We start from the raw sequence: 26,054 nt of genomic DNA on the forward strand, positions 1-26,054 counted from the left end.
CGGGAAAAGGTGACCGATGGACGACGCACTGGCGCGACGCTTCGAAAACGAGCGCCCGCGGCTGCACGCGCTGGCCTACCGCATGCTGGGCAACGCGGCCGAGGCCGAGGACGTCGTGCAGGAGTCGTGGCTGCGCTTGGACCGGTCGTCCGGCGTCGACAACCTCGGCGGGTGGCTGACCACCGTCGTGTCGCGACTGTGCCTCGACGCGCTGCGCGCCCGCCGGGAAACGCCGGTCCCGTCCGTGCCCGATGCCGCCGGCGGCACTGTTCCCGAGGACGAGATCCTCCTGGCCGGGGAGGTCGGGCGCGCGCTGCTGGTGGTCCTGGACCGGCTGGCCCCGCCCGAACGGGTGGCCTTCGTGCTGCACGACCTGTTCGCGGTGCCGTTCGACGCGGTCGGGCCGATCCTCGACCGGACGCCCGCTACCGCGAAGAAACTCGCCAGCCGCGCGCGGTTGCGGGTGCGCGGGGAACCGGCGGTGCCCGCGGCGGAGCTGGCCGAGCACAGGGAAGTGGTGACGGCGTTCCTGTCCGCGGCTCGGGGCGGGGACATGGCGACACTGCTGACTGTGCTGGCTCCGGATGTTGTCCGGCATACCGATCCGGCGATGCTTCCGCCGGGTGCCGCTGCGGTACTGCGCGGGGCGGATGAGGTCGCGCGAGGGACGAAGCTGTTCGCGGGGAACGCGCGGCTGGCCGAACTCGCGTTGATCGACGGGGATGTGGGACTGGTGCTCGCTCCGGCCGGGAGGCTGGCGGGAGTGCTCAAGATCGAGGTTCGGGGCGGTTTGCTCCAGGCGTATGAAGTGGTGGTGAGTGCCGAGCGGTTGGCGGGGATGGAGATCGCCGCGTTCTCCCGCGCGACCGTATAGGTCGTTATACAGTTGATGAGGCCTGCCCCAGCCCAGGGGAGGTGGCGTGCCGCGCCAGGCTGGGGCAGGCATAACGGTGCGGTGAGCGATGGGCGGGACGCTCCTAACCGCACCGAGCTTTATCGGGTTTCTCCCCTTTTCGCGGTTTCTCGACCTCCGGGAAGACGACGGTGTCCTCGACTTTCGGGATGACCTCGGTGTCCTCCTCGGCGCGTTCGGCGGCCATCGCCTCGGCCGTCCGGCGGAACTCGGCCAGGCGGGCTTCCTCGATCCCGGCCTGGACCTCGTAGTCCAGCCGGGCCTTGATGTCGCGGACCGTCAGCCGTCCGCGCGGCGGCGGGATCGGGCGGCGCGCCCGCCACAGCCACATCGAGAGCAGTACCAGCAGCAGGAGCACACAACACACGATGACCACTGCCGGATGACCTGTGCGGGTCGCCTCGCCGAGCGTCTCTGCTGCCTTCATGCGATGCACCTCTCGGCTTCGGAAGTGTCTTCGCGTGCCCCACCACCATGGAGCGGTCCAGTGGCCTGGACCAGCCAGCAAACCGGGAGAAAAGCGGGCGGCAACCGAGCGACTTGCCTTGCCCCGCACACAGTGACCTGCGGTAATCTGACGACCCCGGTTCGTGGCGAAGGAGTGTCGCCCATGGGCGAACGGCGAGAAGGTCTTGTCCGGGCGCGCAAAGCGGCGAACCTGACGCAAGAAAAGCTCGCCGCGCTGCTCCCCGCGGACGAAAAGAGCATCCGGGCATGGGAATCCGGCCGGTCCGAGCCCCGTCCGCACCGGCGCGACCGGCTCGCCCGGCTTCTGCGCATCAGCCCCGCCCGGCTGGAGGAGCTGCTCCGGGAAGGCACGCCCGCGGACCTCCGGGGGCCGCCGAGCGTGCTGCTCCCCGTCATCGTGGACGGGCGGCCGGTCGCGCTGCCGCTGGACCGGGCCACGGTCGGGGCCAGCGTCCTCGGCCGGCTCGTGCCCGCCCTCGGCGACGCGGCCCCGCCGGCGGTTCCGACCACAGAATGGGACGTCATGAGCCCGCTCAGTCGCCGCTCACTGCTCAAGAACGGCCTGCCGGTCGCGGCTTTGCCCGCGCTGGGAATAGGCAGCGCCGAGCACGTCGCGCGAGCGCTGGAGAATCCCCGGCGGTACATGGACAAAACCGTCACGCACTATTTCCGCAGACAGCTCGACCAGTACAAATACGAGGACGGCGAACGCGGTCCGGCCAAAACGCTTCCGATGACGCTCGGCGTGCTCGACATCATCGACCGCATCGCCCGCGACGCGACCGCCGAGGATCAGCGGGACCTTCTGCAAATCGGTTCCGAAGGCGCGGAGTTCGCCGGATGGCTTTACCGCGACCGGCGGCAGATGCAAGACTCGCTGTACTGGCACGACCGCGCGATGGAATGGGCGCAGGCGGCGGGCGACAACACGATGCAGGGCTACATTCTGCTCAAAAAAGCCCAGGTCGCCTACGACGAACGCGACCCGCGGCGGATGCTCATCCTCACCCGGGCGGTGCGCAAAGGCCCCTGGTCACTACCGCAGCGGCTCCAGGCCGAGGCCGCCCAGCAGGAAGCCCGCGCGGAGGCGATGCTCGGCGCGTCGGCCGACCAGGTAAACCGGAAACTCGACGTCGCCTGGAAACTGCTCGGCGACGCCGGGCCGATCGAATCGCCGCTGGGCGCGCACTTCAACGCGACTCTCCTGAATATGCAAACCGCCATCTGCTACACCGAAGCGGGCGAGCCGCGGCGGTCGGTAGAACTGTACGAGAAGACGTTGAAGGAAACCCAATTCTCCCGTCGCGACTACGGGTTCTTCCTGTCCCTCATGGCGAACTCGCTCGCCCTTTCCGGCGAACCGGACCAAGCCGCCAAAACCGGCCTCGCCTCCGCTCATCGTGCGGCGGAAACGAACTCCCGCCGCACGAGAGAAGAACTCCGGCGGGTCGTCGGAGTGCTCAAGCCGTGGCATAACCGTCCCGATGTACGGGAATTGCGCGAGGCACTCAACAGCTGACCGCTTAGCGAAGCCATTCCTGTACGTCGCGGATCACTTGCCGTTGCCAGGCTTGCGTTCGCGGATCGGCGTACTTCGGATCGTCGTGCACCGCGAAGCCGTGCTGGGCGCCTTCGAGCTGGATCAGCCGGTGCTCGCAGGTCAGCTCCCGGTCGGCCGCGCGCGACGACTCGACGGGAACGAAAGTGTCCTTGGTGCCGTGCACGATCAGCGTCGGCGCGGTGATGCGGGGCAGGTTTTGCCTTGCCTCGAACCAAAAAGCCTCGTTGAGCACGGCCCGCCCGAGCCGGAACCCAGGCCCGTGCCCGAGGTAGCCCTGTTCTTTGAGATCGGCGGCTTCCTTGTCGTTGAGGTAGCCGTCCGCCGACCACGCGGATTTCTCCTCGATGAACCGTCCGCGGTAATCGAGCAGGGGGTTGAACAGAACGAGCCGCTCGACGTCGTCCGGTCGCTCGGCCGCGTAGCACGCCGCGACACCGCCGGAGAAACTCGCCGCCGCGAGCGACGTCCGCACGCCCGGGACGGCGCCGGACAAGTGCTCGATGCTGCCGCGAATCACGTTGAGCAGGGCGAAAAGCGAGAGATCCTCTTGGCGGCCTTCACTCTCGCCGTGGCCGGGAAGATCGATTCTCAGGGAAGCTATGTCGACTTCGGCCAGGCCCTCGGCAAGGCGAGTGAAGAAGCCGCCTTCCTCACGGGTGACGCTCGCCCCTTGCACGAGCAACACCGCGCGGCGCGGCTGGCGGCCGTCCGGCTCGGTGAGGGTGCTGGCCAGGCGGAGGCCGTCCGGTGTACGAACTGTCCGATAGCTGTCGCGCGACATGGACACTCCCGGAGTTGTCGTCAAGTCCCAGTCTTGCAGGTTCACGACTTCGGGGAGTGAAATAACGCTAGTGGAGTAACGCAAACCACAGATATCACGACCGGACGCTGGGAGCGCCCGACGGGAGAATCGGCCAAGCAGCAGTCCGCCGCTTCAGCGCGCAGCCGGGGGAAACGCGATCACATGGAGCAGACCGACCAGCGAGGACGCACCGAGGATTTCGCCCCTCGCGATCCGCTCACGCACAGACGACAACGGCATCCAACGCGCTCCGCTTCGTTGAGGTCGACGCCCCGCGACAGGAACAGCAGGTTTTCGTTGTCTGCTACGCCGACGTTCGGCTGAAGCGAAGCCAGCGGCTCGCTGGTGCGCGGTCGCCATCCTGTCTCTTCCTCGACCTCGCGCGCCGCCGTGATCGCGGGGTTCTCGTCCGGGTCGACGTATCCTCCGGGCAGCTCCCACACCCACCGGTTCGACCGAGGCGACGCTCAGCCGCAAGCGCCGGTGTCGTCGACAAGGCGTTCGCCATGGATCGTCCACTTGGTGGCCTCAGGCGGCCGATCCGGGTCCATCGCTCGACCGTACCGCCGCTTACTTCTTCAGGCGTCGGCTCCCGCCGTGCCAATCCTGTTCCTTCCCGGTCTCCCCCGCCGCCACCCCGAACGACGGCAGTTGCGGCATCTCCCGCAAACTCCGCTTCAGCTCGGCGAAACCGGCGAACCTCGCCAACCCGACCACGTGGTCCCACAGCTCCACCGCCTCCGCGTCGGACGGCAGCCGGCTGATCACCGGGCCGAAGAAGGCGACCCCTTCAGGCGGCTGGAAGTGCAGGATCGGCGTCCCGACATCCTTGCCGGTCAACGAAAGTGCTTCATCCGTCTCGCGCTGGATCTCAGCGTCCCACCGGGAATCGTCGACCGCGGAAGCAAGAGACACATCGAGACCAACGCGCGACAAGGCAGCAGAAGCCGCCGAAAGCGTGCCATGAGCAGCCCGAGCCTCGGCAGTGTCCTCAACCAGACCGCTCTCGAAGTTCTGCTCCCCCAGCGCCTCGTAAAGCGGACCAACAGCCTCCCGGCCATGCGAGGCGCGCACCGCCGCCGCCAGGCGGAGCAGGCGCAAGCCCGCCGTGTGCGAAGCGTCGTACTCCGGCGGGAAGTGCGTCGCGTAGTCCAGGTGCGCGTTCAGCAGGCGCAGCGAGATGAACCGCCAGTCCACCGAGTACGAGCGCTGGCTGGCGACCTGGCGGACCCACTTGCTGGTCATCCACGCGAACGGGCACACCGGATCGAAGTAGAAGTTCAGCTCGGCCATGGCCCGACTCTACGTCGGGGAAAGGTCAAGCGCCTTTGCTCCGCCGAACGTCGCCCGACAGCTCCTGGTGGTGCTGCACGGCCAGCTGGACGATGTGCCGCACGTGCGGGTCGTCGAGCACGTACACCTGCCGTTTCCCCTCGCGGCGGGCGCGGACCAGGCCGGCGAGCTTCAGTTTGCCCAGGTGGTGGCTGGCGGTCGGCACGGTCTGGCCGGTCTCCTCGGCGAGGGTGCCGACGTCGCGTTCCCCGTGCGACAGCAGCCAGAGCAGGTGCAGCCGCACGGTCGCGGACAGCAGGCCGAACGTCGCGGCCGCGTCTTGCAGCAGGTCGGCGGGGAGAGGTTCTAGCGGGGGCTGGGATGGGGTGGACACGACGGACATCCTCTCGGGCGGGCCCTCAGCGTGACTTAGCCCCCATCAGTTGCACAAGTGTTTGACTGTTTTCGTGATCTGCGCTCTACTGGTCCCCGGTCGGCGCGCTGGCGCCGGTCGATGAGTCTTGCGGAGGAGGTGAGCCGGGTGACCGGCGAAGGAAGTAGTCGGCACGACCGTGCGGGAACCCCGGCAGCCAGCTAGGTCCGGAAGAACCCGCGCGGTCCGCTGACGTCCAGCTGACCTCGAGGGGGACGACCATGACCCGCTTTCCCGCCCTGCGCGCCCACGGCGACGCGCCGGTGCTCACTCTTTTCCGGAATCTCGACAGCTCGCCGAAAGGCCTCACCGAGAACGAAGCAGCCGAGCGGTTGCGGCGCTTCGGCGACAATCGCATCGACGGCACGATCCGGGCGCCCGTCCGCGTCTGGGCCGCCGCGCGCAGCCCGTTCGTCGCGTTGCTGACCGCGCTGGGTCTGGTGTTCGCCGGTGTCGGCGACATTCGCGGCGCGGTGACCGTCAGCGTGATGGTCGTGCTCAGCATCGGTCTCCGCTACTGGCAGCACGCGCGGTCCGAGCGCGCGATCAGCGCGGTTCGCGACCAGATCACCACCACCGTCACCGTGCGTCGGCGTGCGGCGGCGGAATTCCCTGGCAGCGAGCGCGAGGTGCCCACGGCAGACCTCGTGCCTGGCGACGTCGTGCTGCTCGGGCCTGGTGACGTGATCCCGGCGGACGTCCGCATTGTTGCTGCTAAGGACTTTGTGGTCGACCAGTCGGCGCTGTCTGGCGAGGCATTGCCGGTCGCGAAGCGGGCACCCCAGCCGGGCAAGCACGAGGAGCACGAACTCGTCGAGACTCCCGCGCTTGGGTTCGCCGGTACGTCGGTGGTCGGCGGAACGGCCACCGCGGTCGTAGCGGCGACCGGCAGCGACACCTACTTCGGCGCGCTGGCCCGGCAATCCGCCGAACCGCGCGCGGAATCCAGCTTCGACGCCGGGGTGCGCCGCGTCGGCTGGACGCTCGTGCGGTTCATGCTCGTGATGGTGCCGATCGTGCTGGTGGTCAACGGCACGGTCACCGGCGACTGGGCGCAGGCCGGGATGTTCGCGGTCGCCGTCGCGGTCGGTCTCACCCCGGAGATGCTGCCGGTCATCGTCACGACGAACCTCGCCCGAGGCGCGGCGGCGCTGTCCCGGCGGCAGGTGATTGTCAAGCGGCTCAACGCTATTCAGGACCTCGCCGCGATGGACGTGTTGTGCGTCGACAAGACCGGCACGCTCACCGAGGACCGGATCGCGTACGCGCACAGCGTCGACTACTCCGGCAGCCCGGACGGCGAAGCGGCCGAGTACGCCGGGCTGGCGGTGCGGTTCCAGACCGACCGGCACGACCGGCTGGACGAGGCGATCGAGACCCTGTTCGACGGCGAGGACGACCTGGTCACCGACGCGCTGTTCACCGGCGTCGCCGAGATCGGTTTCGACCACGCGCGCCGCCGGGCCAGCGTCGTGGTCCGGCGCGGCAGCGAGCACCTGCTGATCAGCAAGGGCGACCCGGACGAGATCCTTCCGCGCTGCGGCTACGCACGCCGCGACGGGGTGGTCACCGAATTCGACGACGCCGCCCGGATCGGCGCGGACGAATTGGTGCGCGCGTACGCCGAACACGGCATGCGGGTGCTCGCGGTCGCGGCAAGGGAAGTCGACGCCCGGCTCGACGGGTTCGACGAAACTGACGAGAACGAAATGATCCTCGTCGGTTTCGTGGGATTCGTCGACCCGGTCCGCGACGGGGTCGTGAACGCGGTGAAAACCCTTGGCGAGCAAGGCGTCGCGCTGAAAGTGCTGACCGGGGACAACCGCCATGTCGCCGCGCGCGTCGCGGATTCGGCGGGCATCCCGGTGGGCGAGGTCGTGCTCGGCCGCCAAGTCGAAGCGGCAGACGACGCTGAATTGCGCGAGATCGTCAAGGACACCGCTGTTTTCGCGAAGCTCACGCCTGCGCACAAAGCCCGCGTCGTCACCGCGTTGCGGGAGAACGGCCGCGCGGTCGGCTTTGTCGGCGACGGCGTCAACGACGTCGCCGCGCTGCGCACCGCCGACGTCGGGATCGCACCGGACACCGCCACCGACGCGGCCAAGGACGCCGCCGACTTGGTGCTGCTGGAACGCGACCTCGGCGTGCTCGCCCGCGGCGTGGCCGAAGGACGGAGGACGCTCGGCAACACGCTGAAGTACGTCAACATCACCGCCGCGTCGAACTTCGGCAACGTGCTGTCGGTGCTCGCGGCCAGCGCCTTCCTGCCGTTCCTGCCCATCCTGCCGATCCAGCTCGTGGTGTCGAACCTGCTCTACGACCTGGCTCAGCTCGCACTCGCGTGGGACCGGGTGGACGACGACTATCTCAGCAAGCCGCGCCGCTGGGACGCCCGCGGGCTGACCGGTTTCATGCTGGTCTTCGGCCCGTTGTCGTCACTGTTCGACCTCGCGACGTTCGCGGTGCTGTGGAACGTCTTCGGCGCGGGAGCGGACCCGTTGCTGTTCCAGACCGGCTGGTTCGTCGAGGGCCTGCTGTCGCAGTTGCTGGTCGTGCTCGTCCTGCGCGGTCGCGGCACTCCCCTGCGCGCCAGCCGCCCGGTCGTGCTGGCCACGGCCGCCGCCGCGCTCGTCGGCCTGCTGGTGCCGCTGTCGCCGCTCGCCGGACCGCTGCGGATGCAGGCGCTGCCCGCCGGCTACCTGCTGTGGCTGGTACTCGTCCTGGCCGGGTACGCGCTGGCCGCTCAAGTAGCGAAACGCGGCTACGCACGCCAACGTACGTGGTGGTAACCGTCCTTTTCGGAGTCTTTCCAACCCTTTTCTGAACTTTTCGCAACGAACAGTGGGAGCGCAGATGACGACTGCGGAGATGCTGCTGCGCCTTGGCGCCGGCGTGGGCCTCGGCACAGTAATCGGATTTGAACGCCAATACCGCGCCCGGATGGCGGGGCTGCGGACGAACGCCCTGGTCGCGGCCGGGTCGACGCTGTTCGTGCTGCTGTCCGCGCACGGATTCAGCGGAGCGAGTGCCGACCCCACCCGGGTCGCCGCGCAAATCGTTTCCGGAATCGGTTTTCTCGGCGCGGGCGTGATTCTGCGCGAAGGACTGACCGTGCGCGGGCTCAACACGGCGGCGACGCTGTGGTGTTCCGCCGCGGTGGGCTCGCTGGCCGGAGCCGGGCTGTACACGGCGGCGGGCGCGGGCACCGCGGTGGTGATGGCGGTGAACATCGCGCTGCGCCCGCTCGGCCGGGTGGTCGACCGCCGTCCGGCGACCGGCCGCGAAACCCCGACGTCGTACACCTTCCTGGCGGTGACCAAGGACGATGCCGAAGCGCACGTGCGCGCGCTGCTCGTGCAGGCGCTGGCACGCACGGATTTCGCGCTGCAATCGGTCACCAGCACCAATACCGACACCGCCGGGCAGGTGCAGGTGCGCGCCGAACTGTCCGCCGATCAACGCGACGACAAGCAGATGGAGTCGGCGGTCAGCCGGCTGTCCATGGAGCCGTCGGTGACCAGCGTGCGCTGGCAAGCCGAACTCTCCTACACCGAGGAAGACAGCGAGAACTAGACCATGCTGCGTACCTTCCCCACCCGCGGCGCACTCGTCCGGCCCCGCCGCACGATCGCCGACGTGGCGGTGTTCCTCGGCGCCGCCGCCGCGCTGTGGCTGATCGTGCGGCTCGCGCACGGCGCCGCCACTGCGTGGACTCCGGCGACCGCACCGTCCACAGTGTCCACTGATCCGGCCGAACTCCCTTACTACGCCGGACGTTCGCTGCTGCGGATGTTCGTCGCGCTCGTGTTGTCGGTCGGGTTCACCTTCGTCTACGCGACTGCCGCGGCCCGGCTGCGGCGCACCGAAAAGATCCTGCTGCCCGCGCTCGACATCCTGCAGTCGGTGCCGGTGCTCGGGTTCCTGTCGGTGACGATCACCGGGTTCATCGCGCTGTTCCCCGGCTCGCAGCTCGGCCTGGAATGCGCGTCGATTTTCGCGATCTTCACCGCGCAGGCGTGGAACATGACGTTCGCGTTCCACCACTCGCTGGTGTCGCAGCCGCGCGACCTCGACGAGGCGTCGCGGCTGCTGCGGCTGTCGCGCTGGCAACGATTCTGGCGCGTCGACGTGCCGAGCGGCATGATCCCGCTGGTCTGGAACGGGATGATGAGCTTCGGCGGCGGCTGGTTCTTCCTCACCGCGTCCGAGGCGCTCAGCGTGAACAACCAGAAGTTCGCGCTGCCCGGCATCGGCGCGTACGTCGCGACCGCCTCCGCAGAGGGCGATCTCAGCAAGGTGCTGCTGGCCGTCGGCGTGATGGTGGTCCTGGTCGTCGGCGTGAACGTGCTGTTCTGGCGACCGCTCACCGCGTGGTCGGAACGGTTCCGCATCGAGAACTCCGAAGCCGCCGAAGCACCCCGCAGCCTGGTGCTCGACCTGCTGCGCCGATCCCGGATCCCGACGCTGCTCGGCCGGGTGCTCGGCAAGCTGGTGTTCCCGCTGGACCGCGCGCTGGCGGTCTTCGGGCTCGCCGAGTACCCGCTGCGGTTCTCCCCCGCTCGCCGACGCGCCGCGGACATCGTGTTCAGCGTCGTGGTCTTCGGACTGATCATCTACGGCACGGTGCGCGCGGTGCTGTTCATCGGCGAGACCACCGGGTACGGCGAGATCGGCCACGTGCTCCTGCTCGGCCTGATCACGTTCGCGCGGGTGGTGACCCTGGTGGTCGTCGGGACGCTCGTGTGGGTGCCGATCGGCGTGTGGATCGGGATGAACCCGCGCGTGTCGCGGCTCGCCCAGCCGGTGGTGCAGGTGCTCGCGTCGTTCCCGGCGAACTTCCTGTTCCCGCTGATCACCGCGGTGCTCGTGGCGACCGGGATTTCCCTGGACTGGGGCGGCATCCTGCTGATGAGCCTCGGCGCGCAGTGGTACATCCTCTTCAACGTCATCGCGGGCGCCTCGGCCATCCCGCACGACCTGCGCGAGGCCGCCGCGAACCTGCGGCTGCCGCGCGCGCTGTGGTGGCGCCGGCTCGTGCTGCCCGCGATTTTCCCCAGCTATGTCACCGGCGGGATCACCGCGGCGGGCGGCGCGTGGAACGCCTCCATCGTCGCGGAAATCGTGTCCTACAACGGGGTGACGCTCACCGCGACCGGTCTCGGCGCGTACATCGCCGACGCGACCGGCTCCGGCGACTCCGGGCGGATCCTGCTCGGCGTCGCGGTGATGAGCCTGTACGTCGTCGGCCTCAACCGGCTCTTCTGGCGGCGGCTGTACCGCCTCGCCGAGCGTCGGTTCTCCCTTTCCTGAAAGGCATCCTCATGTCCGAAGTCCTCGTGTCCGTCGAGCAGGTCAGCAAAAGCTTCCCCGGTTCGGCGGGCGACGAACTGCGCGTCCTCGACGACATCACCCTCGACCTGCGCGCGGGCGAGATCGTCGCGCTGCTCGGCCGGTCCGGCTCCGGGAAATCGACGCTGCTGCGCACGATCGCCGGGCTGATCGGCCCGACCCGGGGCACCGTGCGCTATCGCGGCGACGAGCTTGACGGAGCCAATCCGGGCACCGCGATGGTGTTCCAGACCTTCGCGCTGATGCCGTGGCTGACTGTGCAGGACAACGTCGAACTCGGCCTCGCCGCGCGCGGGATCCCGCCGAGAGCCCGCCGCGACCGCGCGCTGCGGGCGATCGACCTGATCGGCCTCGACGGTTTCGAATCCGCTTATCCCAAGGAACTTTCCGGCGGAATGCGCCAGCGCGTCGGCTTCGCCCGCGCGCTCGTGCTCGAACCGGACGTGCTGCTGATGGACGAACCGTTCTCCGCGCTCGACGTACTGACCGCGGAGAACCTGCGCACCGAGCTGATGAGCCTGTGGCAGCGCGACGATTTCCCGACCAAGGCGGTCTGCATCGTCACGCACAACATCGAGGAGGCGGTCCTGCTCGCCGACCGCGTGCTCGTCCTCGGCTCGAACCCCGGGAACCTGCGCGCGGAAGTGGAGGTCGACCTGGCCCGGCCGCGCGACCGCAAATCCCCCGCGTTCGCCGCGCTGGTCGACCGGCTCTACGACTTGCTCACCGGCCGCGACCCGGCAGCCGTCGAACCCGCGCAGGCGACGCCCACCGCACGACCGTTGCCGCGGGCGTCGGTCGGCGGCCTCGCCGGTCTGGTCGAACTCGTGCACGCCCGCGGCGGACACGCCGATCTGCCGGATCTCGCCGCCGAACTGAGCTTCGAGGTCGACGACCTGCTGCCGCTCGTGGACGCCGCCGCCCTGCTCGACCTCCTCTTCGTGGCGGGCGGAGACCTGCACCTGACGCCGGTCGGCACCGCCTTCACCACCGCGGACATCCAGACCAGCAAGAAGATCTTCGCCGGTCAGGTCCGCGACCGGGCACCGCTGGTGCGCACGATCGTCAACGCGCTCACCGCGAGTTCGGACGGCACGCTGCGCGCGGAGTTCTTCCTCGATCTCCTCCGCCGCGGCTTCTCCGCCGCCGACGCCCGGCACCAGCTGGACACGGCGATCGACTGGGGCCGGTACGCGGAACTGTTCGACTACGACACCGACAGCGACCGGATCGCCCAGACGACCGCCGAATGACTCAGCTCTCCGGGGCCGGAACCGCGTCCGGCACCGGGCTGTCCGCCGGAGCGTCCGGTGCCGGATCCCGGTTCACCAGCGCGATCGCGAGCGCGCCGATCACCGCCACCACCGCGAACAGGTAGAAGCCCCACGGATACGCCAGCCCCGCCGACAGCAGCAGCCCGGTCACCAGCGGCCCGGACATCGCGCCGAACCGGCCGATCCCGCTCGCCGCGCCGAGGCCGGTGCCGCGGGCTTCGGCGGGGTACACGCGGGCGATGTAGACGTAGACCAGCACCTGCGAACTGAAGGTGAAGATCCCTGCCAGCAGCACCCCGACGTACACGCTCGCCCCGGGCAGTTTGATGCTCAGCAGCGCCAGGAACACCGCGGCCGCGGCGAACCAGACGATCGCGGAACGGCGGTAGCCGATCTTGTCCGCCACGCGGCCGCCGACCAGCAGGCCGAGGACCGCGCCGACGTTCAGCACCAGCAGCAGCGCCAGCGCCGCGCCGAGTTCGTAGCCCGCCGCGCGCATGATCTGCGGCAGCCACGTGTTCAGGCCGTACACCAGCAGGAGCCCCATGAACGACGTCACCCAGAACGCGATCGTCGCGCGCCCGTAGCCGTGCCGGAACAGGACGCCGAGCGGGTTGCGGTTCCGCCGGGCCTCCTTCGCCCGTTCCAGCGCCTTCGACTCGGGCAGGAACTTCACCATGAGCGGCACCAGGATCAGCGCGGGCGCGGCTCCGATGACGAACATCCACTGCCAGCCGAACCGTTGCAGCACCAGGATTCCCAGCAGCGCGGTGAGCACCGCGCCGACGTGGTAGCCGGTCATCAGCACGGTGGTCGCGCTGCCGCCGCGGCCGATCCGCGCGTACTCGGTGATCAGCGCCAGCGCGGTCGGCAGCACGCCGCCGAGCCCGAGCCCGGCCAGGAACCGCAGCACGCCGAACAGCCACGGCCCGTTCGCGAACGCGCAGAGCAGCGTAAAGACCGAGAAGCTGATCACGGTCAGCAGCATCATCCCGCGCCGGCCGAACAGGTCGCTGAGCGGGCCGATCGAAAACGCGCCGACCGCCACGCCGAGCAGCCCGACCGCGGAGATCAGCGACGCCGTGTTGGGGTCGAGCCCCCACGCTTTGTCCTTGAGCAGCGCGGGCAGCACGACGCCCAGCACCACCAGGTCGAACCCTTCGAGCGCCACCGCCGTCCAGCACAGCGGGGCCACCCAGCGGGCGTGGCGCGCCCGGGGATCAGTCGAGACCGTCATGTCATCACCTGCGTCGTCGGAGGGGACCTGGGCGGATATTGCGATCAGAACGGGTACTGCGGAAGGTCGCCGCGCACGGTGACCCACTGGGTTTCGGTGAACGCCTCCAGGTTTGCCTGCGCGCCGCCGTGCCGGGAGCCGGTTCCCGAATCCCCCACCCCGCCGAACGGCGCGAGGGCCTCGTCGTTGACCGTCTGGTCGTTGATGTGCACCAGACCGGACGGGATCCGCTCGGCCAGCGCCAGCCCCCGCGCGGCGTCCCGGGTCAGGATGCCCAGCGACAGCCCGTATTCGGTACCGCCGGCCAGGCGGACCGCTTCGTCCACTGTGGAGAACGGCACGACCGGGGCGACCGGGCCGAACACCTCCTGGGCGTAGGCGGGCGCGCCGAGCGGGACGTCGGTGAGGACAGTCGGGCGGTAGAAGAGGTCCTCGTAGGTGCCGCCGGTAGCGATCTTCGCCCCGGCCTCGGCGCTGCCGGTGACCACCGAGTGCACGCGGTCGCGCTGCCCCGCGTCGATGAGCGGACCGAGCGCGACGTCGCCGTTCGCCGGGTTTCCGACGGTCAGCTTGGCCGCGTGCTCCGCGAGCGCGGCCGCGTAGTCGTCGGCGATTTCCGCGGCGACCAGGTGCCGTCCGGTCGCCATGCAGATCTGCCCGGAGTGGTTGAACGAACCGAACGCGCCGACCGACGCGGCCTGCTCGACGTCCGCGTCCGCGAGCACGACCAGCGCCGAGTTGCCGCCGAGTTCGAGGTGCACGCGCTTGAGCCGCTCCCCCGCCGCGGCGGCGATCCGGCGGCCCGCGTTCGTCGAACCGGTGAACGCGATCACGCGCACCAGCGGGTCCTCGACCAGCGCCGCACCGACGTCCGCGCCGCCGGGCAGCAGGTGGAACAGACCTTCCGGCAGACCGGCTTCCTCGAAGATCCGGGCCAGCACGACGCCGCCGCACACCGCGGTGCGCGGGTCGGGCTTCGCCAGCACCGCGTTGCCGAGCGCCAAAGCGGGCGCGATCGCGCGGACGGACAGGATGATCGGCGCGTTGAACGGCGAGATCACGCCGACCACGCCGGCCGGAACGCGGCGCGCCATCGACAGCCGAGGCTGGCTGGAACGCAAGAGTTCCCCGTACGGATGGGCGGCCAGCGCGGCGGCTTCGTGGCACTCCTCCGCCGCGACCGCGCGGGTCTGGAACTGCGCGAACCCTCGCGTAGCACCGGATTCCCGGATGAGCCATTCGTCGATCTCGTCGCCGTGGTCCTCGAAGAGCCGCGCCGCCCGGCGCAACACGCGCGCCCGCTGGTCGTACGGCCGAGCGGCCCACTCCCGCTGTGCTTCCTTCGCGGTCGCCGCTGCCTTGGCGACGTCCTCCGGAGCCGCCGCGCCGACCCGGGCCAGCGTCGCCCCGGTAGCTGGCTCGACCGCGTCGTATTCGCCGCCGGCGCCGGGGATCCAGCCGCCGGAGAAGATCCGGCCCTGCCAGTCGTTGCCGAGCAATGTCATGCCTTCACCGCCACTTCCAGCACCAGCGGCTCCGTGCGCGCGGCCAGGGTCGGCAGCACCTCGTTCACCACTGACTCCAGTTCCTCGTAGGTTTCCGCGCGCCGCGCCGGGCAGCCGAGCGACTTCGCGAGCCCGCTCACGCTGACCTCGTCGAACCCGGGCCACGGCGCCTTGCCGCCCCCGGCCGTCCGTTCTCCGTGCCGCACGGCGAGTTTGTCCATGATCGCGTAACCGCCGTTGGACAGCACGATCACGAGAACCCCGGCGCCGTAATGCGCGGCGCTCCACAGCGCCTGGATCGAGTACAGCGACGAGCCGTCCCCGATCACCGCCACCACCGGGCGCTTCAGCCCGCCCATCCGCAGTCCGATCGCCGCCGGGATGCCGAATCCGAGGCCGCCCATCGCCGCGCTGAGGAATCCGAGCGGTTCGCGTGCCGGGACGTACGCGTGCAGCAACGGGCGGCTCGACGGAGATTCCTCGACCAGCACCGTGTCCTTGGGCAACTGGCGCGCGAGCAGCCCGAACACGTGCTCCGGTGCCAGCGGCGCGCCGTCCTCCGGCGCACCAGGCAATTCGACCGTCCGGCCGATCTTTTCCGTGCCCGCTTCCCGCACCGGGATCAGCTCCGCCAACGGCCCGCACACCGCCGACGGCCGCGCCAGCACGGCAAGGTCGACCGGGCTGCGGTGTGCTTCGTTCGGATCGTCGGTGACCACCGCGATGCGCGTGTCCGGCTCGGTCAGCTGTCCCGGTTCCCTGGGGTACTGCCGGAAAACCGGCGCGCCGACCGAGAGCACCGCGTCGTGGCCGGACAACGCTTTCCGCAGTTCTTCCCGGCCCGGCGGCAGATGCCCGGCGAACTGCGGGTGGTCCTGCGGGAATCCGGCACGGGCGCCGAACGCCTCCTGCCACACCGGGCAGGCGAGCTTCTCGGCGAGCGCGGTCAGCCCGCGCCACGACTCGGCGTCGTCCGCACCGGCACCCGCCACGAGCACCGGATTGCTTGCAGTACCGAGGAATTCCGCCAGCTCGGCCAGCACGGCGGGCTCGGCGGCGTTCGCGCGGATCAGCTTGGCCGGGGCGGGCAGCGGCTCGTCCGCGGCCGCCGGCTCCGACCAGTCGTCCATCGGCACGATCACCAGCGCCGGGCCGCGGTGCTCGCGCGCCTCGTGCCAGGCGCGGGCCAGCGCGCCCGGAACGTCCTGCGCGCGCGGCGGTTCCGCGATCCACACCGGCGCGGGGCGGGCCAGGTCGTCGAGCCGGTGGCCGGTGAGGAACGGCTCCAGCGCGAGGTGCCGACGATCCTGCTGCCCGACAAGCACGACCAGCGGCGCGCGGTTGACCCGGGCCGTCGCGAGCGCGCCGACGGCGTTCCCGAGCCCCGCGGTGGTATGCAGGATCGCGACCGCGGGCCGGTCGTTCGCGAGCGCCCAGCCGGTCGCCATCCCCACCACCGAACCCTCGTGCAGCGCCAGCACGAACTCGAGGTCGTCGGGCAGGTCGGTGAGCAGCGCGATCTCGGTCGACCCGGGATTGGCGAACACCGTCGTGGCGCCGAACCGGCGCAGCACGTCGAACGCGGCGTCGCGAACGGTCGGGGCAGGGCTCACGGACTTCTCCTCGGGCAGTGCGAGCGGGTGGGTCCGGAGTCTCCCGGCTCGGTTCCGGGACGCCCAGCCCCTCTTCCACTCAGCGGAAAAGTTCCTCAGCCTTGCAATGCCCGCGTGACCCCCAGCGCCGCCATCCGGACCACCGGCACGAGCGGTGACAGATTCGGCGTGCAACTCGGCACCACCACGGAAATCGCCGCCACGACCTGGTCGCCCGGCCCGCGCACCGGAGCCGCGACCGACGACGCGCCCTCGGTCATTTCGTTGCGGGAGATGCAGAATCCCTGCAGCCGCACCTCCGCGAGCACCTGGCGCAGCCGCGCCGGATCCGTGATCGTCCCGCTGGCCCGCCGCTCCAGCCCCGTGGTCAGCACGCCTTCGAGGCATTCCGGCGGCGCGTGCGCGAGCAGCACCTTGCCCGGACCCGCCGCGTGCAACGGCAGCCGCAACCCGACCCGCGAGGTGACGACGACGTCCGGATGCGCCTCGAGCTTTTCCAGATACAGCGCGCGGTCCCCGTCGAGGACCACCAGGTGGACGACCTCGTGGGTCACCTGGAGCAGGTCCTGCAGGAACGGCAGCGCGACGTCCCGCAGCTCGCGCCCGCCCGGAGCCTGCGCCCCGAGCTGCCACAGCCGAAGCCCGATCCGGTACCGGCCTCGGCCGGTGCGCTCCAGCGCACCCCAGCCGGTCAGCTCGGCCAGCAGGCGGTGCACCGTGGCGGGCGCGAGCCCGGTCGCCCGGGTGATCTCGCCGTGAGTCTGCTCGGGTCGGCCGGACAGGAAGGAATCCAGCACCGCGAACGCGCGGCTGAGGACCGTGCGCCCGGGTTCGGCGGCGTTGCCGGCGATCGCGTGCCTCCGGGGCTGCGGTGGAGCGGGACGGGGACTGGCCGCCCATCATCCGCCAGTACCGCGGACACGGCAACCCGCCGTTCTTCGGTCTGTCCACACTGGACGTTCACGGTGCCGCGCCGGTCAGCTTCGACTCCTGTCGCTCGGGGGCGGTAGCCAGGGTGACCGCTAGTACCAGGGCGGCCAGGAGTGCTGCTGCGGGACCTAGCCAACTTGCTCCGGCGTTCGCCAGCACCAGCCCGCCGAGCCCCGCGCCGATCGCGGTTCCTGCGTAGTTCATGGAGCCGTTGAGGCTCAGTGCTACTGCTGCCGCGTCTCCGCCTGCCGCGTAGACCCGGGTCTGCTGCGGGATGAACAGGATCGAGCCCAGGATTCCGAGCAGGAACAGTACGGCGAGGGTTGGGGCGAACCATCGCTCGACTATCGACAGCGATGCCGCGGCGGCTGCTGCGACTCCCAGACCTGTCGCGATCACTCGCAATGGAGCGAATCGATCGATGATCCGGCCGACGAGTCTGTTGCCCAGGAAGAAGCCTGCTCCGTTGGCCAGGAGGGCGAGCAGGATCGCGGTCGCGTTGCCCGGGGAGCTGATGCCTATTACCGCGGAGGCGTATGCCAGCAGCAGGAAGGACGGGGCCAGGATCAGGGCGCTCACTGCCAGCAGGGTGAGGATTCGGGGATTGACCAGTACCGCCAGCCGGTCGCGCATCGTTGTGGCGGGCAGGGTCATCGAGGGGACGAATAGTGCGGCCAGTGCCGCCGCGACCGCGGCCAGCGCCGCGATCGTCCAGAGCGTGCCGCGCCAGCCCCAGGTCTGGCCGATCAGGAGGCCCAGCGGAACTCCTAGGACCGCGGCGAGGCTGGAGCCCGCGCCGATCACTGCGAATGCTCTCGCTCGTCGTTCCGGTGGGGCCAGCACGCCTGCTACCGCGAAGGCGTTGGCTTGGAATGCGGCTGCTCCCAGTGCTGCGATTACTCGGCCTGCCAGGACAGTGCTGAAGGTTGGGCCTGCTGCTTGCAGGACCATGCCGACGAGGAACGCCGCCATTCCCGCTCCGATGACCAGCCTGCGGTCTGCTCGGCCCGCGAGCGTCGCGATCACTGGGGAGCCGATGGCGTAGGAGACCGCGAAGACTGTGGTGAGCTGGCCTGCTGTCGCCACGCTCACCGACAGGTCCCGGGAGATGTCCGCGAGCAGGCCGGGGAGTACGAATCCGTCTGCCCCCAGGACGAACGTGCCCACTGCCAGGATCACCAGGCGCACACCGTTCGATGCTTGTCGAATCGTCACATTGACGGACCGTAGACTATGATTCGATGACGGTCAAAGTGTGGGAGGAGACCCGCCCGTGTCGAGGACGTTGCCTGAGCCGGTGGTCGAGTCGTTCGACTTGACGGTGATCCTCGGTGCTCTCGCCGATCCCGGGAGGCGGACCATTTTGCGGGCGATGTATCAGGCCGGGGGGCCGGTCGACTGTGCGACGCTGGTGGAGAAGGCCGGGCTGGGGTTGAGCAATCCGACGATCTCGCATCATTACCGGGTTCTTCGGGAGGCCGGGTTGACCCGGACTGTCACCGAGGGGCGGCGGCGGATCGTGCATGTTCGCACGGACGAGGTGGAGGGGCGGTTTCCCGGGTTGCTGGAGGCGATTCTTGCTGCTCCTGAGCGCGGGTGAAGCTTCGGCTCAGCGTCCGAACGTGGGTACTGCGGGATGGGTGTCCAACGCCTGGTTGTTGAACGTCACCGCCGCGCCGCGTCCTCGCAATCGGGACGCTCGCTGGTCGATCTTCCATCCGTCGATCCGCACTCCGAGCTTCGGATGCTGCCGAGCCTGCTCACTGTCCAGCGCAACTCTCACGGTTGTCGCTTCTCCGGCGACCAGATTCAGATAGTTATCGCTGAACGTAGCCGGCAAAACCCGTTCGCCGGTCCGAACGTCGTACACCTGCAAATGCACCATCAACGCCATGGATTCCCCGACGTTGCGCACATCGACAGCCACTTCGGCGCCGTCCGGTCCCCTTGAAACCCCGGCGATCACCGAGACAGCCGCCGCGGGCATCTCGTCCAGTCCGGCGAATCCTGCCGCCCTCGCGGGGTTCTCCGCCCAATAGAAGTTTCGGACAATCTCCGAGCCTCGAGAGTCCTTGAGCACCATCCGAACAAAGACAATCTCCGACGGAACATCCTTCAACCGCGCCGCGATGCTCCCGACCACAGTCCGATCAGAAGTCCCTGCGTCCGCTTCGAATGAGTCGCGGCTGACCTCCACACCGTCCAGCCCGTAGAGCGTGACCTCAGCCCGGCCCCGGACCGCCGATCGGCCGTGGTTCGCTACCACGACGTCGAAAGATTTCGCGTCCAGGACCACGTTGATCCGCCGACAGGCGTGCTGGACTGCGTAATACGACGAATGTGCCTCCAAATCGTGGCTGTACATTTGCCAGACGAAGCTCGGTTGCGCGGGATTGGTCATCCACATGATGACTCCGGTGCGCGGGTAAGGTCCGGCGCTGCGCATATTCGCCACGGGGGCCTCGTAAATCGCCTTGATGCATTCGTAGTTCATCAGCTGCGACTTGCGGGCCAAGTCCGGCAGGTTCCGCACTTCTCCGTACCGTTCGGCCGTCAAGCGGAGATAGCCCGCGCCGCCGCCGTTGCCCCCGTTGCCGTTCACGTCGCGGTCTGCCCAGAAGTCGTCGGGGTGCTCCCACGACGACTCCGGCAGCATCTTCCGCAGGAACTCCAGGGTCGGGATCGAGTACGAGCCGACCTCGTTGTGGAACGGCGGCCATTGGGTGCCGTCGTTGAGGGAAAAGTGCTTGGCGGGCGGGACCCAGTGGTAGGGGCCGCCGGATCGGTAGCCGTCGATCGGGTTCGCGCCGGTGTCTCCCGCGGAGCTGGTCAGCGCGACGCGTTGCGGGTCCAGTTCGGCGACCAGCGCGTCCAGGCCGTCGATCAGCGGTTGCGGGGGCGGGCCCTCGTTGCCGCCGCACCAGAGGAGGATTGACGGGTGGTTGCGGAACCGCACGATGCAGTCGCGGATGTTCGCCAGGTCGCGAGCCGTATTTTCCGCGGGCGGGCCTTCGGTCGAGCAGAAGAAGTCCTGCCAGACCAGGATGCCGTACTCGTCACAGGCGGCGAAGAAGTCTTCGGTGCTGCTCTGGCCGTTCCAGTTTCGGATCAGGTTGAGGTTGGCATCGCGGTGCAGGCGCACCTGTGCCCGCAGCCGCTCCCGCGGGATTCGCTTGAGTGCTTCGTCCAGTCCCCAGTTTCCGCCCATCACCAGGATCGGCTGGTTGTTCACGGTGATCGCCAGGCAGTTGGCCACCGCGCCGGACGGCGAGCGCATGGGGGTCGTGTACTCGATCCGCCGGATTCCGAAGTCCACCGTTCGTTCGTCGTGGACCTGGCCGCCGGACTCGATGCTGACGGCCAGCCGGTAGCGGTACGGGTCGCCGTAGCCGTTGGGCCACCATAGTTTCGGTTGGTTCAACCGCAGGCAGGCGAGGTCTTTCGACGTCAGCGTGATCGACGACGCGCCTGCGGGAACGTTGACCGTTCGCCGGAACTCTCTTCCGGCTAGCGATCCCTTCACCACTGCGGACTTCGCGCCGGCGCTGTCCAGGGCTAGTTCGACTGCGACGTCTGCCGTGTGCAAGTCCTGCGACAGCGTGGAGGTGACTTGTACGTCGGCCAGCCGGACGGGGCCGGTGGTGCGCCAGGTGACCGGTTGCCAGATTCCCAGGTCTCGGTCGGGGATGGTGGGCAGCCAGTCCCAGCCAGCGGTGCAGAAGAAAGTCGGGCCGTTCTTCAGCGTGATTCCGGTCGGGCCGCCGTTGCGGCCGCCTCGTGTCACTCCGCTGGTGTAGCTCGGCAACGCGGGCGGGTCGGTGTAGTCGAGTTTTCCGACCAGCACCGCCAGCCAGGCCGTCCCGGTCGCCTTCGCGATGATGTCGGTGGCTTCGAAGACTGCGCGCTTGAACGCGCCTTCGACCGTGCCCAGCTTGACGCCGTTGAGCCAGACCGTTCCCAGGTAGTTGATTCCCTCGAACTGCAGCCAGAACCGCTGGCCGGGAACGAGTTTCGGCACGCGGAACGCGACCCGGTACCAGTAGGCGGTGTCCTTGAGGGTGTCCGGGACAGTGTCGGTCACGATGTGGCCGTACAGCGGGTCGGGATACTCGCCGTTGGCGATCATGCTCGTGAGCGGCGTTCCGGGGACTACGGCTGGCTTCAGACCGGCGATGTTCTGGGCGCTGGACAGCGCGCTGCCCGCGGCAGTGCCGTCCGCCGCGGCGAAGGTCCATCCGGAGCCGATTTCACCGCCGCTCGCTTGGGACGACCGGGCGTCCGGAGCTGCGCCGGCGGTACCGGACAGTCCGAACGCGCCGAGCACACCGCCGCCGGCGACAGCCATTCCGCCGGACAGGAAACGCCTGCGATTCACCTGGGTCACGTCGCTCCCGAAGCCTCTCACTGACAACGTTGTCAACCGCGCTTGAACCCTATTATTCGGTTGCCCGCGGGTCCGATGTCAAGCGGCATCAGGAGGTTGTCGCGCGCCTGCGGGGAATCTGTCGGGCGGACAAGGGGCGCCGACGCCCGAGAGTGACCGCCGCTGCGCCATCGGAAGGAATATTTACAAAGTCGGCCGGAAATCGGCCCGCGCCTCTGGCGACCGGCCGCCTTGCGCTTTTAGGGTGACGGCGTTCGCGGCGGGACGCCTGCCCCGCTCACCGGTGCACCACCGAAGGAAAGCGAGTTTCCTCATGCCCGAAACCGCCGAAATGTGGACCGCGCCCGACTTCGTCGAGTACGAAACGCCGATGGAGGTCACCGCCTACGCGGCCCGCCGGGAGGAGTGACCCGCCGGACGGGGCCGGTTCGCTCGCGGTCCCGTCCGTCCGGAAAACCGTACCGCTCAGTGAATCCCGGAGTATGCGAATGTCCACTGTGCACCCGATGAGCCCGGCGGAATTCACCGGAGCCCTGCGCGGGCTCGCCCACCGGTACTGGGGCAGCCACCCGTTCCACCAGCGGATGCACGCCGGCGAACTGGCCGAGCACGAACTGAAACTGTGGGCCGCGAATCGCTGGTATTACCAATGCCAGCTGCCGCGAAAAGACGCCGCGATCATCAGCAACTGCCCGCTCCCGGAAATCCGCCGCGTCTGGCTCGACCGGATCATTTACCACGACGGCGCGGTCGAAGGCGAGGGCGGAGCCGAACGCTGGCTGCGGCTGTGCGCCGCCGTCGGTCTCGACCGCGCCGAGGTTCTCGACGAACGGCACGTCTCCCCCGGTGTCCGGTTCGCGGTCGACGCCTACGTGACCTTCGCGCGCACCAAACCGTGGGTCGAAGCCGTCGCCTCCGGCCTGACCGAGATGTTCGCCGGGCACCTGATGCAGCAACGGGTGGCCGACGTCCTGGCGAACTACTCGTGGATCTCCCGCGCGGACCTGGCGTATTTCACGAACCGGATCGACAAGGTTTCCGGCGAGGGCAAGGACACTTTGGACATTGTCGTGCGCCACTGCGTCACCCGCGAGCAGCAGGAGAAGGCCGTGGCCGCGCTGTCGTTCAAGTGCGACGTCCTGTGGTCGATGCTCGACGCCATCGAACGCGCCGCGGCCAAGGAGTGAGCCGATGGACACCATCACCGCCGCGTCGGTGCCGAAGCTGCGCGTCGGCGTGCGCCTGACGTTCGATCACGTGCGCGGGGTGCACGTGCTGTTGTTCCCGGAAGGCGTGCTCGTGCCGAACTCCACCGCCACCGCGGTCCTCGAACTCTGCGACGGCGCCACGCCGGTCTCCGGCATCATCGGTCTCTTGAACAGCCGCTACCAAGGCGTCCAGGAGAGTGACGTCCTCGCGGTGCTGACCCGGTTCGGACAACGGCGGGTGATCGAATGGACGTGACCGCACCGCTGGGGTTGCTCGCGGAGCTGACGCACCGGTGTCCCCTGCACTGCTCCTACTGTTCGAATCCCCTGGAGCTCGTGAGCCGAGCCGCGGAAATGTCCACCGCGGACTGGACGGACGCGCTGTCGCAGGCCCGGGAGCTGGGCGTGCTGCAGGTTCATCTGTCCGGCGGGGAACCGCTGGCGCGCCCGGATCTTCCCCAGCTGGTCACGCATGCGAGCGGTCTCGGCTGCTACGTCAACCTGGTTACGTCCGGCCTCGGCCTGACCGAGCCACGGCTGAACGACCTCGTCGAACGGGGCTTGGCGCACGTACAGCTTTCCGCGCAAGCCGCCACTCCCGACCGTGCGAACCTGCTCGCCGGAGCGAAGGCCTTCCACCTCAAGCTGGCCGCGGCCGAGCTGGTGAAAGCGTCGGGCCTGCCGTTGACCGTCAACGTGGTGCTGCACCGGCAAAACCACGACCAGCTGGCGGAAATCATCGCCCTGGCCGAGTCACTGGGCGCGGACCGCCTCGAACTGGCGAACACCCAGTACTACGGCTGGGCGCTGCGCAACCGCGACGCTCTGATGCCCACGCGCGCGCAACTCGCCGCCGCCGAACCCGTAGTCCGCTCAGCGGTGGAGCGCCTGCGCGGCACGATGGAAATCATCTACGTCGTCGCCGACTACTACGAGCCGTTCCCGAAACCGTGCATGCACGGCTGGGGCGCGCGGCAGTTGACGATCGCCCCCGACGGCACCGTGCTCCCCTGCCCCGCCGCGAGCGCGATCACCACGCTCGCCCTCGACAACGTCCGCGACACCGCCCTTGCCGACATCTGGTACCGCTCGGAGTCCTTCAACGCCTACCGCGGCGAAGAATGGATGAGCGAGCCGTGCCGCACCTGCGACCGCCGCACCACCGACTTCGGCGGTTGCCGCTGTCAAGCGTTCCACCTCACCGGCGACGCAGCCAACACCGACCCCGTCTGCTCCCGCTCGCCGAACCGCGGCACCGTCGACCTGATCCTCGCCGCACCGTCCACTCCGGACCTGATTATGCGTGGCCCGGCCCGATGAAGGTCATCCTCCTGGGCACCGCTGCTGGCGGCGGGTGTCCACAATGGAACTGCGCCTGCTCTTACTGCACCTCCGATTCTCCCCCGCGTACGCAGGACAGCGTCGCCTTCAGCGCGGACGGCCGCGCATGGCACCTCCTCAACGCCTCGCCCGACATCCGCGCCCAGATCCTGGCGACCCCAGCCCTGCGCGCCGGACCGGGCCCGCGCGAGACGCCGCTGCGCACGGTCCTGCTCACCGACGCCGAACTGGACCACACCCTCGGCCTGCTCATGCTCCGCGAGGCTGGAGCTCTCACCGTCCACGCCCCCGCCGCGGCCTTGCACGCGCTGACCGACCACTTCCCGGCCCGCACCATCATCAGCGAGTACCACGCCTGGAACTGGCACCCTGTCACGGAAACCACCCTCGACGGCTTGGTGATCACCTCCCTCCCCATCAGCGACAAACAACCGAAATACGCCCGCACTTCCACCCACCCCGGCCCGTGGGTCGTGGCTTACCGCATCCACGACCCAACCACCGGCGGCACGCTCGTCTACGCGCCGTGCCTGCGCACCTGGCCGCCGGGCTTCGACGCGTTCACCGACGGCGCGAGCCTCGTCCTGCTGGACGGCACTTTCCACAGCGGCAGCGAGTTCACGGCCGCTGTGGAAGGTGCCAACCCAGCCGCCCAGCAGGCGATGGGCCACGTGCCGATCACCGCTACGCTGCCGATGATCACCAACCGACCGGGCGCCACGCGGTGGGCTTACACCCATCTCAACAACACGAACCCCGTCGTCGACCCGACTGGCCCGGAGCACGTCGCGGTGGTGGGGGCTGGCGCGGAATTGCCGCTGGACGGAGCCGAGTTCACCCTCTGAGAGCGGCGCTCGAGCAAACACAAGCAAGGCCTTCCACCGCAATCGTCGCCGTCACCCGGCCTCGGCCGCCGACTCAGCTCCCGGCTGCCATCCGGCCACTGCGCCGAGCCGCATCGGCTAGGTCCGAATGTCCCCCACCAGCAACGGCCGCTCAAGGAACTCCGGGGTGAACGTCACCCCGGTCATCCTGGCCGCCACCGCGAACGCCGCCGCGATCGGGTTCGGCGGGCGTTCGTCCTGTTCCGGATCCAGTCCGGCCTCGCGCATCCATGGCGTCAATCGCTCCGGGTCGCTGCCGTACCGCTCGCTCGGCAGGCGTGGGAGGAAGCCTCCGAGCACCGTGCCGTCCACCGCGTGTACGAAGTGGGCCTCGGCGTAGTCGTGCCGGTTGATCGCCACGACCTCGCTTCCCTTCGACAGTCCGCCAATCACTTCCGGCAGATTCCCCTGCCAGCCCCATGGCTCGATCGCCACGCTCCACTCCCCGGACGGCGCCACGCCGACATACCCGCCGCCGCTGCCGCCTTGGGTTTGTTCCACGTATTCCGACACCAGGCTGTTCAGGTCGGCGAAAGCCAGCCGCTCGCCGGAGGCGGCTCCGAAGCGTCGTAACACCTCTGGCGGATCTAGCCCGCGCAGGAAGGAAACGCAGAAGATGTCGTTCAGCGGGCCGTAGGTCTCCAGCCAAGTCAGTTCTGTCAAAAGGTCCGTCATCGTGCCCTCCTCGGTCGGTCAAGGACATGGTCGCAGGGACCACCGACAAAAAACGCACGCGGGCAAGCACAACCCGCCCGCACCGGGTGAAGACCAGGCCCGCGCTCCCCGGCCACAGTGGGGTTTTCTCAGTAGTGCGGGACGTGGCTTGCGTTGCCGCGAAGGTCCGTGAGGGGAACCCTGAGGGACTCTGATTCCTTCAGGG

At 69.1% G+C, this 26,054-nt stretch carries 24 protein-coding genes; 12 read left to right on the plus strand and 12 right to left on the minus strand.

Annotated features, from left to right (window positions below):
* Positions 1 to 16 precede the first annotated feature (16 nt).
* Positions 17 to 874 (plus strand): sigma-70 family RNA polymerase sigma factor, encoded by an 858-nt coding sequence (locus ABZX37_RS02050; protein WP_354735112.1) that lies wholly within the window; start codon positions 17 to 19, stop codon positions 872 to 874.
* Positions 875 to 977: 103 nt separating this feature from the next.
* On the opposite strand, the gene ABZX37_RS02055 is transcribed toward ABZX37_RS02050, so the two are convergent.
* A complete protein-coding gene (locus ABZX37_RS02055) occupies positions 978 to 1,340 on the minus strand; it encodes a hypothetical protein (protein ID WP_354735113.1) in 363 nt (120 codons plus the stop codon).
* 183 nt (positions 1,341 to 1,523) lie between these two features.
* On the opposite strand from ABZX37_RS02055, the gene ABZX37_RS02060 reads away from it, so the two are divergent.
* Positions 1,524 to 2,900: a helix-turn-helix transcriptional regulator gene (locus ABZX37_RS02060; protein WP_354735114.1), complete on the plus strand. Its 1,377-nt coding sequence runs from the start codon at positions 1,524 to 1,526 to the stop codon at positions 2,898 to 2,900.
* A gap of 4 nt (positions 2,901 to 2,904) precedes the next feature.
* Here ABZX37_RS02060 and ABZX37_RS02065 read toward each other — a convergent pair whose 3' ends face one another.
* From ABZX37_RS02065 to ABZX37_RS02080, 4 genes are all read right to left on the minus strand, one after another.
* A complete protein-coding gene (locus tag ABZX37_RS02065) occupies positions 2,905 to 3,723 on the minus strand; it encodes an alpha/beta fold hydrolase (protein WP_354735115.1) in 819 nt (272 codons plus the stop codon).
* Positions 3,724 to 3,902: 179 nt separating this feature from the next.
* Entirely contained in the window at positions 3,903 to 4,187 is a 285-nt protein-coding gene (locus ABZX37_RS02070; protein WP_354735116.1) for an NUDIX domain-containing protein, read from the minus strand.
* 127 nt (positions 4,188 to 4,314) lie between these two features.
* Complete coding sequence (locus tag ABZX37_RS02075) at positions 4,315 to 5,037, minus strand: hypothetical protein (RefSeq protein WP_354735117.1); 723 nt, start codon at positions 5,035 to 5,037, stop codon at positions 4,315 to 4,317.
* 25 nt (positions 5,038 to 5,062) lie between these two features.
* Entirely contained in the window at positions 5,063 to 5,419 is a 357-nt protein-coding gene (locus tag ABZX37_RS02080) for a metalloregulator ArsR/SmtB family transcription factor (RefSeq protein ID WP_344276592.1), read from the minus strand.
* 251 nt (positions 5,420 to 5,670) lie between these two features.
* On the opposite strand from ABZX37_RS02080, the gene mgtA reads away from it, so the two are divergent.
* From mgtA to ABZX37_RS02100, 4 genes are all read left to right on the plus strand, one after another.
* Positions 5,671 to 8,238 (plus strand): magnesium-translocating P-type ATPase, encoded by a 2,568-nt coding sequence (gene mgtA, locus ABZX37_RS02085; RefSeq protein WP_354735118.1) that lies wholly within the window; start codon positions 5,671 to 5,673, stop codon positions 8,236 to 8,238.
* 64 nt (positions 8,239 to 8,302) lie between these two features.
* Positions 8,303 to 9,022: an MgtC/SapB family protein gene (locus ABZX37_RS02090; RefSeq protein ID WP_354735119.1), complete on the plus strand. Its 720-nt coding sequence runs from the start codon at positions 8,303 to 8,305 to the stop codon at positions 9,020 to 9,022.
* Positions 9,023 to 9,025: 3 nt separating this feature from the next.
* Entirely contained in the window at positions 9,026 to 10,759 is a 1,734-nt protein-coding gene (locus tag ABZX37_RS02095) for an ABC transporter permease subunit (protein WP_354735120.1), read from the plus strand.
* Between the two features lie 11 nt (positions 10,760 to 10,770).
* Positions 10,771 to 12,051 carry a nitrate/sulfonate/bicarbonate ABC transporter ATP-binding protein gene (locus tag ABZX37_RS02100; RefSeq protein ID WP_354735121.1) on the plus strand — a complete coding sequence of 427 codons (1,281 nt, stop codon included), beginning with the start codon at positions 10,771 to 10,773 and terminating at the stop codon, positions 12,049 to 12,051.
* A gap of 1 nt (position 12,052) precedes the next feature.
* Here the strand turns inward: ABZX37_RS02100 and ABZX37_RS02105 are convergent, their stop codons facing one another.
* From ABZX37_RS02105 to ABZX37_RS02125, 5 genes are all read right to left on the minus strand, one after another.
* Positions 12,053 to 13,309, minus strand: a complete 1,257-nt coding sequence (locus ABZX37_RS02105; protein ID WP_354735122.1) for an aromatic acid/H+ symport family MFS transporter — start codon at positions 13,307 to 13,309, stop codon at positions 12,053 to 12,055.
* 44 nt (positions 13,310 to 13,353) lie between these two features.
* Positions 13,354 to 14,814, minus strand: a complete 1,461-nt coding sequence (locus ABZX37_RS02110; RefSeq protein WP_354735123.1) for an aldehyde dehydrogenase family protein — start codon at positions 14,812 to 14,814, stop codon at positions 13,354 to 13,356.
* Positions 14,811 to 16,427: a thiamine pyrophosphate-dependent enzyme gene (locus ABZX37_RS02115; RefSeq protein ID WP_354735124.1), complete on the minus strand. Its 1,617-nt coding sequence runs from the start codon at positions 16,425 to 16,427 to the stop codon at positions 14,811 to 14,813. The genes ABZX37_RS02110 and ABZX37_RS02115 overlap by 4 nt, the downstream gene beginning before the upstream one ends.
* A gap of 95 nt (positions 16,428 to 16,522) precedes the next feature.
* Positions 16,523 to 17,224, minus strand: a complete 702-nt coding sequence (locus ABZX37_RS02120) for an IclR family transcriptional regulator (RefSeq protein WP_354735125.1) — start codon at positions 17,222 to 17,224, stop codon at positions 16,523 to 16,525.
* Positions 17,225 to 17,387: 163 nt separating this feature from the next.
* Positions 17,388 to 18,536 carry an MFS transporter gene (locus ABZX37_RS02125; protein WP_354735126.1) on the minus strand — a complete coding sequence of 383 codons (1,149 nt, stop codon included), beginning with the start codon at positions 18,534 to 18,536 and terminating at the stop codon, positions 17,388 to 17,390.
* A gap of 94 nt (positions 18,537 to 18,630) precedes the next feature.
* Here ABZX37_RS02125 and ABZX37_RS02130 point away from each other — a divergent pair, with 94 nt between their 5' ends.
* The gene (locus ABZX37_RS02130) at positions 18,631 to 18,957 is read left to right on the plus strand and encodes a helix-turn-helix domain-containing protein (protein ID WP_354735127.1); all 327 of its coding nucleotides are present in this window, start codon (positions 18,631 to 18,633) and stop codon (positions 18,955 to 18,957) included.
* Between the two features lie 9 nt (positions 18,958 to 18,966).
* Here ABZX37_RS02130 and ABZX37_RS02135 read toward each other — a convergent pair whose 3' ends face one another.
* Positions 18,967 to 21,741, minus strand: coding sequence for a glycoside hydrolase family 2 TIM barrel-domain containing protein (locus ABZX37_RS02135; RefSeq protein ID WP_354735128.1), 2,775 nt, complete (start codon positions 21,739 to 21,741; stop codon positions 18,967 to 18,969).
* A gap of 313 nt (positions 21,742 to 22,054) precedes the next feature.
* On the opposite strand from ABZX37_RS02135, the gene pqqA reads away from it, so the two are divergent.
* The 5 genes from pqqA (at position 22,055) to pqqB (ending at position 25,135) form a co-directional block, all read left to right on the plus strand.
* Positions 22,055 to 22,150, plus strand: coding sequence for a pyrroloquinoline quinone precursor peptide PqqA (pqqA, locus tag ABZX37_RS02140; protein WP_116204359.1), 96 nt, complete (start codon positions 22,055 to 22,057; stop codon positions 22,148 to 22,150).
* A gap of 79 nt (positions 22,151 to 22,229) precedes the next feature.
* The gene (gene pqqC, locus ABZX37_RS02145) at positions 22,230 to 22,928 is read left to right on the plus strand and encodes a pyrroloquinoline-quinone synthase PqqC (RefSeq protein WP_354735129.1); all 699 of its coding nucleotides are present in this window, start codon (positions 22,230 to 22,232) and stop codon (positions 22,926 to 22,928) included.
* Positions 22,929 to 22,932: 4 nt separating this feature from the next.
* Positions 22,933 to 23,205, plus strand: a complete 273-nt coding sequence (pqqD, locus tag ABZX37_RS02150; RefSeq protein ID WP_354735130.1) for a pyrroloquinoline quinone biosynthesis peptide chaperone PqqD — start codon at positions 22,933 to 22,935, stop codon at positions 23,203 to 23,205.
* Positions 23,196 to 24,269 (plus strand): pyrroloquinoline quinone biosynthesis protein PqqE, encoded by a 1,074-nt coding sequence (gene pqqE, locus ABZX37_RS02155; RefSeq protein ID WP_354735131.1) that lies wholly within the window; start codon positions 23,196 to 23,198, stop codon positions 24,267 to 24,269. The genes pqqD and pqqE overlap by 10 nt, the downstream gene beginning before the upstream one ends.
* On the plus strand, positions 24,266 to 25,135 hold the full coding sequence (pqqB, locus tag ABZX37_RS02160) for a pyrroloquinoline quinone biosynthesis protein PqqB (RefSeq protein ID WP_354735132.1): 870 nt from the start codon (positions 24,266 to 24,268) through the stop codon (positions 25,133 to 25,135). The genes pqqE and pqqB overlap by 4 nt, the downstream gene beginning before the upstream one ends.
* A 117-nt stretch (positions 25,136 to 25,252) precedes the next feature.
* Here pqqB and ABZX37_RS02165 read toward each other — a convergent pair whose 3' ends face one another.
* Positions 25,253 to 25,849: a DUF6461 domain-containing protein gene (locus ABZX37_RS02165; protein ID WP_354735133.1), complete on the minus strand. Its 597-nt coding sequence runs from the start codon at positions 25,847 to 25,849 to the stop codon at positions 25,253 to 25,255.
* Positions 25,850 to 26,054: the final 205 nt, after the last annotated feature.

It is taken from the genome of Amycolatopsis sp. NPDC004079 (assembly GCF_040610415.1).
Classification (GTDB): domain Bacteria; phylum Actinomycetota; class Actinomycetes; order Mycobacteriales; family Pseudonocardiaceae; genus Amycolatopsis; species Amycolatopsis halotolerans.